Origin of the sequence: Proteiniborus sp. MB09-C3 (assembly GCF_030263895.1) — a bacterium.
GTDB lineage: Bacteria > Bacillota > Clostridia > Tissierellales > Proteiniboraceae > Proteiniborus.
Genome location: NZ_CP127161.1, coordinates 3408464 through 3421446 on the forward strand (window position 1 = coordinate 3408464; position 12983 = coordinate 3421446).

A 12983-nucleotide genomic window follows, 5' to 3' on the forward strand; every position below is an offset into this window, starting at 1 on the left:
AATTTATTAATTACTTATATTTATTATATCAGTTTTTACATTTTTTTAATGGGTAAATAGTTACATTTGAATTACAATCACATTACTTTTTGAATAATCAACATCTCCAGCTGTCCACTTAGTATTTAATTTTATATATATCCTTCTCATTATGTAGGCAAACAAAATTTATTCGTCTATTTCCAGCAAATTTCTCTTCATATGTCTTAGATATTTTTTTGCACTTTTATAGTATGGCATTGTACTCAATTTTAAAGAGTACTATTTTTCTTATAGAATCTGTAGCTTTACGTCTTCTTCATTTTCCGCTTTTTCTTCAAGATATGTCCGTATTCATATTATATCATCGACCCTTATTTTTTGGAGATAAAAAAACTACAGGGGGGTAGCCCTGTAGTCAAAGGGGGGAATTATTATTGATTTTGGGGGTAATTTATTTAGTTGATAATTGTTATCAACTACTTATTATAATATTACCCAGGGTTAATAGCACTAAACATTTACATGTAAATTTTTTTATATTATCTATTAAACTAGCTTTGATAATATTTGTTCCAAGTTCTTCTATTTCTTTTATAAATGCATTATAATAAGTATTAAATGAAATAGTATAGTATATATAATAAATATGTTTTATGGGGTGAAATGTACAATGAAAAAAGTAGTTGATAGGTTCTTAAATTATGTGGCTATAGACACAAAATCAGAATATGATTCTCCAAGCTTTCCTAGTTCAAAAAAACAGTTTGATTTAGCAAATCTTTTGGTAAAGGAATTAAATGAAATAGGGCTTAAAGATGTATCGGTAGACCAAAATTGCTATGTTATGGCTACTCTTCCTTCAAATACAGATAAGGCTGTACCTGTTATAGGCTTTATTGCCCATATGGATACTAGCCCTGATATGTCAGGAGAAAATGTAAAGCCTAAAATAGTTGAAAACTATGATGGTAATAATATTGTATTAAATAAAGAAAACAACATCATTTTATCTCCAAAGGATTTTCCAGAATTGAAAAATTATATAGGAAAAACTTTAATCACTACAGATGGTACTACTTTATTAGGAGCCGATGATAAAGCAGGTATAGCAGAAATAATTACTGCTGTAGAATACTTAGTAAATAATCCACAAATAAAGCATGGAGATATAAAGATTGCTTTTACACCAGATGAAGAAGTAGGAAGAGGTGCAGATTATTTTAATGTAGATAAGTTTAATGCAGATTTTGCATATACAGTAGACGGTGGTGGATTAGGAGAACTTGAATATGAGAATTTCAACGCTGCTGGAGTTAAGCTAGTTATCAAGGGTAGAAATGTACACCCAGGGACTGCTAAAAATAAGATGATAAATTCAATAGAAATAGCTATGGAATTAAATTCTATGCTTCCTGAAAATCAAAAACCAAAATATACAGAAGGCTATGAAGGATTCTTCCTTCTTTCATCCTTAAATGGCGAGGTTGAGGAAACAAAAGCAAGCTATATAATAAGGGACCACTTTAAAGATAAGTTTGAAGAAAAAAAGGCTCTTATGCAAAAAGTAGTAGATTTCTTAAATGATAAATACGGTGAAGGTACTGTTCAGGTAGAAATAAGTGATCAGTACTACAATATGAAGGAAAAAATAGAACCAGTAATGCATATAGTTGACACGGCTAAAAAAGCAATGGAGAAGCTAGGTATAACTCCTATAATAACACCTGTACGCGGTGGTACTGATGGAGCAAGATTATCCTATATGGGACTGCCTTGTCCTAATTTATTTACAGGTGGACACAATTATCATGGAAAATATGAATTTATATGTACAGAATCTATGGAAAAGGCTGTTCATGTTATTTTAAAGGTTATTGAGTTATATAGCAAATAAGAAGTGTGACCGCAAGGTCACGCTTCTTATTTATATCACTCTATTCTGTGGATTTCCATCTAGCCAGCAGATTATGTTTTCAAAGGTAATCTGCGCTCTTCTTTTCATAGCTTCTTTTGTTGCAAAGCCTATGTGTGGAGTTAGTACTGTGTTTGGTGAGCCAAGTAACGAATATTCTAGCGGTAGTGGTGGCTCCATATCAAATACATCTATGCCCGCTCCTCCTAGCTGTCCGTTCTTTAATGCCTCCGCTAAGGCTTTATTATCTATAATAGGACCTCTAGCTGTATTTATAAGTAATGCATTTTCTTTCATTAATTTTAGCTTCCTTGCATCTATTAGCCCTCTTGTATCTTTGGTTAATGGAAGATGGATAGTTACTATATCACTTTCTCCTAATAGTTCTTCTAAAGGCAGATATGTTACTCCTTTATTTTTAAGTTCTTCATTTTCAGTTCTATTATACGCTAATACCTTACATCCAAAGGCTAATCCTATTTCCGCTACTCTTTTCCCTATGGCACCAGTTCCTATTACTCCTAAGGTTTTACCATATAAATCTGCTTGGTTAAACCCTGTCATGGTTTTTCCTTTTCTAGAAGCATCATCTAATGGAACTATGTTTCTAAGTAATGAAATTATTAAGCCATATGTAAGCTCTGAAACTGATGGGGTACTATATCCTGCTGAGTTTGAAACCACTATATGATTTTCTTTGCATACTTCTAAATCTACATGATCTACTCCAGTAAATGCTACTGAAATCAACTTTAACTTGTCACTAGATTCTATAACTTCTCCTTTTAATGGCATATTAGCTAATACTACAACATCCATATCTTTTGTTCTTTCTTTTAATGCTTCTATTTCTGTTACCTTATCATTATATATTATTAGCTCATGTCCTTTGTCAGTTATAGGTTTAGCAATGGCCCTGATTTCTTTTTCTGTTATTCCTAGAGGCTCTAGTACTGCAATTTTCATTTAACAACAGCTCCTTTGTTTTATGTTTCCTTATATTAATACCCTATATTCCAAGGTTATCAATAAACTTTTAAATATTTTTCTATGTCCTATTATAGCATTTTTGAAAACAAAAAAACTTAATCGATCAGAAACCTTTGCTAAGTGAAAAGTTGGCAAATTATTGACTGATTCTCTAGCTTTATACACAAGGGTATTACAATTTAATCTCTTGAAATACTGCTACAATAAATGAGGACATAAATATTGAAATGCCGAAGCATCCTGCTATTATAGTTTTAGTAGTTAACTTAAAGTAACTCTTTATATGAAATATCCTTAACAAATTATTTCAGTTCCTTTCTAAAGTCTGTCTTCTATTACAGCCTGAGTAAATAATTAATTATGAATAATAATCATAAACTACTTTAGATACTTTCCCTATAATTTCCTTAGCTTCTATATCGCTACTTGCTTCAGTAACAAACATGCCTAAAAGATAGTCAATGCTACCCAAGTAAAATATTCCTATATCATGGCTAAGGTTTTTAAGACTGCCTGTTTTGTGTGCTATTTTTACATCTTCTGAAAAAAATCTACCTAGGCAGTCTTTATATTTTTGTTTCTTCAATATTCCTGTCATTAATTCACACATGTCATGAGATAATATCTGCTTTCTATATATGCTTTCCATAATTATTGCCATATCCATAGGACTTGTGCAGTTTTGTCGTCCTTCTTTAATAGCTTTAAATTCTAACATTTTTCTAGATAATATAGTGTTTTTAAGTCCTAGCTTTTCTGCCATTTTATTGATATTATCATAGCCCAATAAGTCAATTAATATATTTGTGGCAGTATTATCACTTACTATTATCATGAGTGTTATAAGATCCACATAGTTATAATAGTCTGCTGTTAAGTCTTTTACTATGCTAAAACCAACCTTGTCTTCTTCTTTTATCCTTACTTTTTGCTTAAGCTGATATTTTCCCTCTAAAACTTGATTTAATGCCTCTATCATAATAAGTATTTTTATGGTACTGGCAGATGATACAATTCTATTTTCATTTAATGTATATATCCATCTGTCATTAGTTAAATCTTTCAAAACTATGGATATATTTGCTTTTGTGTCTGTGCAACAGGATTTAATGTTTTCTATAAGCATTTCTTCACCTCTTCTTTGTGTTTTACCATCCATTTTTCAAGTTAAAAACTCAAATTAAAACAAAGTAATAAGGCTTTTCATCTAATGGCTCCACCTAAAACCATACATGCTCTGAATAGCATAAATAACTCTAGATAGTCATCTGATTCTATTCTTATGGTCTTATTGTTTATCCTCTTAGCCTGAGGCAGTAGCATTACATTTTCAGCCTTAATCTCTGATACAAATTCTATATCCATAGTAGTATTTCCTTCATATTTAATTACAGGATAGCTTTTTATATTTTCAAATGCATTTTTAAGCTTTTCACCATAGGTTTTCTTTAGGTCATTATAGGATAAATTATGAGCTACATATCTGCTTACCGCTCTTTTAACTATAATAGTTTCTATATCTCCTATTTCCTCTATTGCCTGAGCTGCCAATAAATCATCACCTGAAATAGCTAAGACAGGTATTCCAAAGTATCCTCCGACTCCTGCATTTATTCCGCATTCTCCTGCTTCTTTTCCATTTATGAAAATCTTAGATATTGTGGAGCCCATGTATGTATGATTGAATACTCCATTAGGAGTGCCGCATCTTGTATGATAGCCTATAAAAATGATTCCATCAAAGGTATGATCTATGCCCTGCATCATGCTTAGAGGCTTTGGAGAGCCACTTATTAGCTGTGCCCTTGGATCTAACTCTTCAATCAATAAGTTATCCATATTGTCATGTGAATCATTTACTATTACTTCAGTAGCTCCATTTTTAAATACTTCGTCTATTACCAAATTAGCTTCTTTAGTCATAAGCCTTCTCATCCGTTGGTATTCGCTTGTATCACTGTTTACATGTGAAGGGGATACTACTCCCCATATGCCTTCCATATCTACAGAAATAAATATTTTCAAGTTTTTTCCTCCTTTTTTAATTTAGAATAGTAGTTGAACTGTAGCTAAACAGTAGAGACCCTTCGAAAGTAAAGCTTATACTGCCCATCTCAGGGTGACACTTTACCTGTCGTAATTTTCAAATTTCAATTGCTTTTCAAATTCCCTCATTCTCAATCAATTATTTTTTTTTATCAAATATGCTCCCACACTTAATTATAGACTTAGCCAGCTCCTCCCAATAATCCTCATGCTCTGGATTTAAACTATTTATAAATACTCCACTGTTTCGTGATGAGGAATGTATATATTTATCATCACCTAAATACATAGCAACATGACCTGGAAAGAATATTAAGTCTCCCTTTTTTATTTCTTCTCTAGGTATTTCTCTCATATCGTATCCATCTTTTATTTGAGCATCCCTGTAAATTGTGACTCCATTTATTAAATATGATATGGAGCATAGACCTGAGCAGTCTAATCCTAAATGTGATTTGCCACCCCATCTGTACTGGGTTCCTAAATAATCTAAGGCAGTATTCACCAGATTATTTCTTAGCTCTTTTTCTGGAATGCTATTAGATGATGCTCCATAGTCTCCTATATATACTGACTTTATCCAGCCCTCTCTACTATCTGGCAAAACTATCTTGGACCAGACATCAGAAGTCTCAGTAGTAGCTTTAATTATGGAACCTTTAACTAGATTGTGGATAATATGAGACTGATACTTAGGTTCTGCCATGACGTCTACATATCTATGGCTAATAATATTTTTTGCTTCTTCCTTCCACTTGCAGGCTTTTTCAGTATCGATAGATATATGGCTTTCATAAATATATCCTTTATATCTATAGCTAGTATTGCAATAATACCATCCTTTTGAAAGTTCCTCTATAATTTCAACAGTCATTCCACATAAAGCCTCATCAGCTTTTTCTGTGTTAAATTCAGGTACTGGCATTAAAGGGGCTATAGTACTAGTAACTATGGCTGACTTCATTTTATTCACCTCAATCTAAAAAATATACACCGCTACTTCCCCTAGCTATCCTCACCTTAGCTCCCAATGGTATAGTAACAGTAGGGAGATCATGACCACAGGGGAAGCTATATATGGTTGGCTTGCTTAGCGGCACTATTAGCTCCTTAAATATATCCATAAGAGTTAAGCTCTTTTCCGGCTCTTCAGCTATGCAATTTGTAAAGTAGCCTAAAATAATTCCTATGGCGCTATCTAATTTTCCTGCCTGCTTAAGCTGTAATAGCATCCTATCTACTCTATAAGGCTCTTCATCTACTTCTTCTATGAAGAGTATCTTTCCCTTTGTATCTATTTCATATTTAGTACCTATTGAAGCTGTTATTAAAGACAAATTACCTCCAGTAATAATTCCCTCACATTCGCCATCTACTAAGGTCTTGATCTCCATTCCTTCTGGAGCCTTTATCAAACCTATAGGTCTGTCTGTAAAAATATTGTTTAGGTAAGAATCCATTGTATAGCTGTCTAAACCCTTGTAAAGCTCAGTAGATGGCATTGGTCCATGGAATGTTACTAGTTTACAGATTTGATTAAATGCAATGTGTAATGCTGTAACATCACTATATCCTATAAAGAGCTTAGGGTTTGACTTTATCATTTCGAAATCTATTAAATCTAATAATCTTGCTGAACCATATCCTCCTCTAATGCAGAATACTCCTGCCACAGATGGATTTTGGAACATGCTGTTGATATCCTTTGCTCTTAGGTCATCTTTACCCGAAAGATACCCATATGAAGCATAGCAGCTTTCACCGGCTATAACATTCAAGCCAAGCATCTCCAAAGCCTTTATTGCTAGCTCTATTTTATCAGAAGGAGTTGAACTAGAGGCCCCTACCAAGCCTATTGAATCTCCAATTTTAAGTGGCCTTGGTCTTAACATATTTATTTCTCTCCAATATTTTTTTATAGTCTTCAAGCTCTTCCTCATTACCTAGGACAAAATGTCCTTTTTCTATCTCTACCCATTTAGGTAAGCTATACCTGTAATCGTGTATACTAGGGTCATATGATTCTAATATTTTTTTCTTCTCTGCTCTAGGATCTGGAAGAGGTATAGCAGATAAAAGTGCTCGTGTATAAGGATGTAATGGATTTTTAAAAAGCTTTTCTGTTTCTGCCAGCTCTACTATCTTTCCTTTGTGGATTACTGCTAATCTATCTGTTATAAATCGTACAACAGATAAATCATGGGCTATGAAAAGATAGGTCAAGTCTTTCTTTTTTTGAAGCTCTGATAGAAGGTTCAAAACCTGTGCTCGAATGGAAACATCTAATGCAGATATTGGCTCATCTGCTATGATTAATTCTGGTTCCATGACTAAAGCTCTCGCAACTCCTATTCTCTGTCTTTGTCCTCCTGAAAACTCATGGGGAAAACGGCTTAAAAATTCAGGCAGCAATCCAACATCTAATAGCGCCCTTTCCACTTTTTCTTTTCTTTCTTCTTCGCTTCTATAACTTTTTAAATTATACAATCCTTCTGATACTATATATTCAACCTTCGCTCTTTCGTTTAGAGATGACATAGGGTCTTGAAATATCATTTGAATTTTTCTAGTCAGTTCCCTATCTAACTCTTTATCTATATCTCCGTTTATTTTCCTTCCATTAAAAAGTATTTCTCCGCCAGCAGTCTCATTTAGTCTCATTATTGCCCTGCCAATAGTAGTCTTTCCTGAGCCTGATTCTCCTACTAACCCAAAGATTTCCCCCTTATATATATGAAAACTAACATCGTTTACAGCAACAAGTTTATCCTTTTTCTTTTTTCCGAACTCTACACGTAAGTTTTTGACTTCCAATAAGATTTTTCTCTCTTTAATAGACATTTTCTCCCTCCCATTGCCAACGTAGTACTTTTATAGATTCAGGTGGCTCTGTCTTTGGTGCACGTGGGTCCAATAACCAAGTCTTTGCTTTGTGTGTAGAGCTCACTGTAAAGTACGGTGGTTTTTCCACGAAATCAATTTTAAGAGCCTTGGGATTTCTTGGAGCAAAGGCATCGCCTTCTATTTCTAAAAATAGATTTGGTGGTGTCCCTTTAATTGAATGCAGAGGTTTTCCTTTAACTCCAAGCTGAGGAAGCGATGATAACAATGCCCAAGTATAGGGATGCTGTGAATTATAAAAAATTTCTTCGCTGTTCCCTATCTCTATGATGTCTCCAGCATACATTACGGCTATTCTATCTGCTACATTTGCTACTACTCCTAAATCGTGTGTAATATATATAATCGTTAAGTCATGTTTCTGTTTTAATACTTTTAAAAGATTAAGTATTTGTGCTTGTATTGTCACATCTAATGCAGTAGTAGGTTCATCACAAACTAGAATTTTAGGTTTACAAGCCACTGCTATGGCTATAACAACTCTTTGTCTCATACCTCCTGAAAACTCGTGAGGATATTGACTATATCTTTTTTCAGCCTCAGGTATTCCAACATCATTTAGTATCTCTATTGCCACCTTTTTAGCCTCTTCCTTTTTTAAGCCTTGATGAAGCTCAACTGCTTCTTGAACTTGTTTTCCTATGATTTTGAGAGGATTTAAGGAAGTCATTGGATCTTGAAAAACCATTGCTATATGCTTACCTCTAATCCTCACCCAATCATCTTCATCATGGAATAAGGCTATATTTTCACCATTATAAATTATATCTCCGCTGTCTATCCAGCCATTTGCATCTAACAATCCAATGAAGCTTTTAGTAAATACTGATTTGCCAGATCCAGATTCTCCAACTATGGCTAGACTTTCACCTTCACAAAGGTCTAAAGATGCTCCTCTTATTGCAGTCAATACCTTGCCTCTTAACCTAAACTTAACTACTAAATCTTTTACTGATAAAATGATTTTATTATCCGACATAATGGACCCCCTAAATATGATTTCTCGGGTCAGCTGCATCTGCAAATGCATTCCCCATGACATAAAATGATATAGTGATAATAGAAAGGACTATAGCTGGAAAAATCAATTGATAGCGTAAGGATGGAACCATCATAAGAGCTCTGCCTTCGTTGATTAAATTCCCTAAAGATGGGATACTAACTGGTAGCCCAAGACCTATATATGTCAAAAAAACCTCATAGCCTATGGCTGCTGGAATAGCCAATGCCATTCTGAGCATAATTACTGAAACTAAGTAAGGAAGTAAATTTCTGGTTATAATTCTTCTAGTTGGAGTTCCTAAGCATCTTGAGGCTAGATTATATTCTCTGTCTCTGATAATTACTATTAGATTACGTACGAAGCGTGCCATTCCTAGCCATCCTGTCATACACATTGCAAAAATCATTGTGGTTAGGCTGGGTCTCATTATGTATGTTAGGAGTATTAGAATGATTGTTGTTGGTATATTATTTATGACATTATATATTTCAGTTATTATACGGTCTAAATATCTCACATATCCCCACAATGCCCCTATTATGATTCCAACAGCTGCCTCCCAAAGACTGACTACTATTCCTATTAGCAATGATGTTCTCGTACCACTCCATATACGTGCCCAAAGGTCCTGTCCAATGGAATTAGTTCCAAACCAGAACTCCATATTTGGAGAATGATTTCTAAGCTGCATTTTTGTATCTTCATCAATATATATTTTAGTCGGAAGCTTTTGATTTGGTAAATATGGCTGAATTAAAGTAAAAGTTAAAACTAGTGCAATAAGTATTAAAAGAAAAACTGCTATTTTATTTTGGGTAAAAACCTGCCAAATAGAACGCCAATAGGAATAATTAGAATATCCTGCTCTCTTTGCTGCTTTATCGTCATATTCAGCAAACTCAAATAGTTTTTTATTTATAGTATTTGATGGCTTATTGACTTTCTTGTTGCTCATTATCTAGCGCCCTCCTTTTTTTGTAGATTTATACGCGGATCAAATGCTGCCATAAGTATATCTCCCAGTAATAGACCAATTATTCCTATTGATGAGTATATAAGAACTAAAGCTTGAACTAATGAATTATCTTGTCTTTGTATAGCATCAACTAATAATCCGCCCATACCAGGAATTGAGTATAATGACTCTATGTAGATAGAGCCTGATATTGTATACAGCAACGATGTAGGTAGATACTGAGCCATAGGGACAAAGGCATTACGAAAAATATGCTTAACCATAATTTTTTTATCTTTGAGTCCTTTAGCCCGTGCTAGTCTTACATAATCCTTGCTTATTTCATCTACCATATAGCGTCTCATCCACATAGCATAAGAGGCTGTACTGCCTAATGACATGGAAACAGTTGGCAAAATCCAGCTAATAGGTTTATCTGGATTAAATAAAATCGGTAGCTTTAAAATATCTGTAACGTATAGCTGTAAAAACAAATAATATACTGCTGCTGGAACTGCATTTATAAATACAATATATCCTGTACCAAGCTTATCCCAAAGCTTACTTCTACTGCGTGCCATGATTATTCCTAGAAAAACACCTGCAAAAAGAGATATTCCCATGGCTGCTAAACCGAAATATAATGAGTAAGGAATTTTAGTCTTGAGAATTTCTGCTACAGGCACTCTAGGCCTGTAAATTATTGATGTTCCTAAATCACCTGATAAAAGAGCTTTATAAAAGTTGCCTAGTTGTATATGGAGCGGATCCCTTAGCCCCATACTAATTAAAACTGCCTCTTTCTGAGCCTCATCTAACTTTTCATATCCACTTCCAAAGTATCCTTCTTCTGGCATAAGCCTCATTAAAAGAAACACAACTGTTATAATAATGAACAGAGTGATTAGAGATTGAAATAATCTTTTTAGTGAATATCTAACCATATCTCTCCCCCTTTTCCTGTTGCTGTAGAGAATAAGCTTCTTAGACTGCGTCTCAGATAAGCAGGAAGCCAAAGTCATGCTTTTGGCTTTGTGTTCATCGCTTATTCTTCACCTAATGATAGCAACAAGGACTATTGAACAATAGTCCTTGTCTTGTTTTTCTAATTCCCAGCAGCTTTTAATGCTTCAGCTCGTTCCTTTTCCCATTGTGCTAGGCCTTTAGTAAACTCTTCTGAATTCATGGATTTTACCATAACCTTTTGACCTTTATATCTTTCTGCAGAAACTCCAAATGGTGAATAAGGCGATTCAAATGGATTTAGCTTGGAGGCTGAGTATCCTCCACCGCCTACTGCATAAGGAATTGCAAAGGCTTGATCTATGAAAAATGTCTCAGCTTCTGCAAATAACTTGTAACGCTTTTCGTTGTCAAGTACTTCTGCTTTGGCAGCATCTACCATGTTCTGATACTTAGTGTTTCCGTTAGCCTCAACATAGCCTTCTGCGAACTCAGGCCAATTATAAGTTCCACCAGGATAGAATGGGTCTGTATATGTTTCAGGATCTGCATAATCTGGTCCCCAGTTACATTCTAAAAATGCATAATTTCCAGAACGTCTTACTTCCTTCAAGAATCCTGTAGGCGGCTTTGGATCTATGATTATATCTATATAATCTGTCCCTAGTAAGCCTTCCACCTGCTGCTCTATTACTTGTGCACGGTTTGCCCATTCAGTTAAGCCTGTATTATAAGGCATTAGAACCTTAATGGGAAAAGTAGCCTTTCCCTTTAGTTCTTCTATTGCCTTATCTCTAAATTCTTTTGCTTTTATTTCATTAAAGGAGTCAGTATTAGCAAACTTAGCCAAATCTCCAAGCTGAGTATAATCTACTCCATCTAAATCAACGAAGTTCTTTGGAGTAATAGTGTTAGATATTCTCTTTTCTGGATCATATGGCTCTGCTGTCATCATAGCTGCTTTTCTATCTAATGCATGAAATAACGATTTACGAAAGTTTAGATTGTTTACTGCTTTCTTCCAGTTTTCTGGCTCATATTCTGCTGGGAATTGCGGATCAAAGTTAAAAGCGTAAAAATAAGTATAGAATCCTGTTCGATTAGGACGTACCATATCTTTCTTTGCAGGGTCTTTCATCCATTCATCAATAATTGATGAAGAAACATCAGCATAATCTGTTTCCCCACGTAAAAATAGTTCCGGAGCTAGTGTCGCTGATTCTTTATTATAGGTAGATGTGATTTTTTTTATATGAATGTTTTCTTTATCCCAATAGTTGTCGTTTGCTAAAAGAATTCTTCTAGTCTGAGGTTCAAATGTTTTCATTATATATGCTCCGTTATACAGTATGGTAGTATTATCTGTGCCAAAACTTTCTCCTGTTTCACTTAAATACTGGCCATTAACTGGAAAGAAGCATACATAAGTAAGCATTGAAAGTAAATATGGGGTGGGCTTTTCTAGGGTATATTCAAGGGTATATTTGTCTTTTGCTTTTACTCCTACTTCATTAAAATCTGTAATCTCTCCATTATAAAACTTTTCAGCATTTTTAATAACCGAATATGCTATATTTGCAGTTTGAGATTCATTTTTACTATCAAGAATATACTTCATAGCATCTACGAAATCTTGAGCTATGACTTCTGCATATTCTTTGCCATCATATGTTAACCATTTAACTCCTTCACGAAGCTTAAATGTCCATATCAATCCGTCATCGGAAACTTTCCACTCAGTGGCCAGACAAGGCTGTGGAACTCCATACCTGTCATAATCAATCAATGTATCTACAAAATTAGCTGCTAGCCCAAACTCATTTGTGGTTGCAGTTACTAGATAGTTTATTGTTGATATTTCTCCGGAATAAACTGTTCTGTATTCTTGCACTACTTCGGGGATATCTATTGCACCCTCTGCACTTTCTTTAGGTTTTTCAGCATCAGCTGGTGTATTCTGCCCTCCTTTTGTACAGCCCGCTAGTATCATCAGTAATACTAGCATTAAAGCCATTACTCTTTTCATTGTCCCCCTCCTTAAAATTTAAAATCCTTCAGGTACAATTTTCTCAAAATATGACATTATTATAGTATATTCAAAAACGCTCTCTAATGTTAAACTCTTTTGCAATAAAAAAATTAATAGACTCAATCTGCTTCTAAGCATTAAGCTCTATTAATTTATATGTATTTTTTTATACAATTATTTGTTTTTATGTGCTTTTATAAAT

The 12983-nt window shown here is 34.1% G+C and carries 11 protein-coding genes; 1 reads left to right on the forward strand and 10 read right to left on the reverse strand.

Going from position 1 to position 12983, the window contains the following annotated elements; genetic code table 11:
* Positions 1-652: 652 nt before the first annotated feature.
* Positions 653-1876: a peptidase T gene (pepT, locus tag QO263_RS16795; protein WP_285623947.1), complete on the forward strand. Its 1224-nt coding sequence runs from the start codon at positions 653-655 to the stop codon at positions 1874-1876.
* 30 nt (positions 1877-1906) lie between these two features.
* Here pepT and QO263_RS16800 read toward each other — a convergent pair whose 3' ends face one another.
* The 10 genes from QO263_RS16800 to QO263_RS16845 form a co-directional block, all read right to left on the reverse strand.
* Positions 1907-2860: a 2-hydroxyacid dehydrogenase gene (locus tag QO263_RS16800; RefSeq protein ID WP_285623949.1), complete on the reverse strand. Its 954-nt coding sequence runs from the start codon at positions 2858-2860 to the stop codon at positions 1907-1909.
* Between the two features lie 382 nt (positions 2861-3242).
* Positions 3243-4010, reverse strand: coding sequence for a serine hydrolase (locus tag QO263_RS16805; protein WP_285623951.1), 768 nt, complete (start codon positions 4008-4010; stop codon positions 3243-3245).
* A 77-nt stretch (positions 4011-4087) separates the two neighbouring features.
* Entirely contained in the window at positions 4088-4909 is an 822-nt protein-coding gene (locus QO263_RS16810; protein ID WP_285623954.1) for a M55 family metallopeptidase, read from the reverse strand.
* A gap of 160 nt (positions 4910-5069) precedes the next feature.
* On the reverse strand, positions 5070-5894 hold the full coding sequence (locus QO263_RS16815; protein ID WP_285623957.1) for a C40 family peptidase: 825 nt from the start codon (positions 5892-5894) through the stop codon (positions 5070-5072).
* A gap of 10 nt (positions 5895-5904) precedes the next feature.
* Positions 5905-6822 carry a S66 peptidase family protein gene (locus tag QO263_RS16820; RefSeq protein WP_285623959.1) on the reverse strand — a complete coding sequence of 306 codons (918 nt, stop codon included), beginning with the start codon at positions 6820-6822 and terminating at the stop codon, positions 5905-5907.
* Positions 6800-7771 carry an oligopeptide/dipeptide ABC transporter ATP-binding protein gene (locus QO263_RS16825; RefSeq protein WP_352168995.1) on the reverse strand — a complete coding sequence of 324 codons (972 nt, stop codon included), beginning with the start codon at positions 7769-7771 and terminating at the stop codon, positions 6800-6802. The genes QO263_RS16820 and QO263_RS16825 overlap by 23 nt, the downstream gene beginning before the upstream one ends.
* On the reverse strand, positions 7761-8810 hold the full coding sequence (locus QO263_RS16830; RefSeq protein ID WP_285623962.1) for an ABC transporter ATP-binding protein: 1050 nt from the start codon (positions 8808-8810) through the stop codon (positions 7761-7763). The genes QO263_RS16825 and QO263_RS16830 overlap by 11 nt, the downstream gene beginning before the upstream one ends.
* A gap of 10 nt (positions 8811-8820) precedes the next feature.
* A complete protein-coding gene (locus QO263_RS16835) occupies positions 8821-9789 on the reverse strand; it encodes an ABC transporter permease (protein ID WP_285623964.1) in 969 nt (322 codons plus the stop codon).
* Positions 9789-10733 carry an ABC transporter permease gene (locus tag QO263_RS16840; RefSeq protein WP_285623966.1) on the reverse strand — a complete coding sequence of 315 codons (945 nt, stop codon included), beginning with the start codon at positions 10731-10733 and terminating at the stop codon, positions 9789-9791. The genes QO263_RS16835 and QO263_RS16840 overlap by 1 nt, the downstream gene beginning before the upstream one ends.
* Positions 10734-10894: 161 nt before the next feature.
* Entirely contained in the window at positions 10895-12778 is a 1884-nt protein-coding gene (locus QO263_RS16845; protein ID WP_285623968.1) for a peptide ABC transporter substrate-binding protein, read from the reverse strand.
* Positions 12779-12983 lie beyond the last annotated feature (205 nt).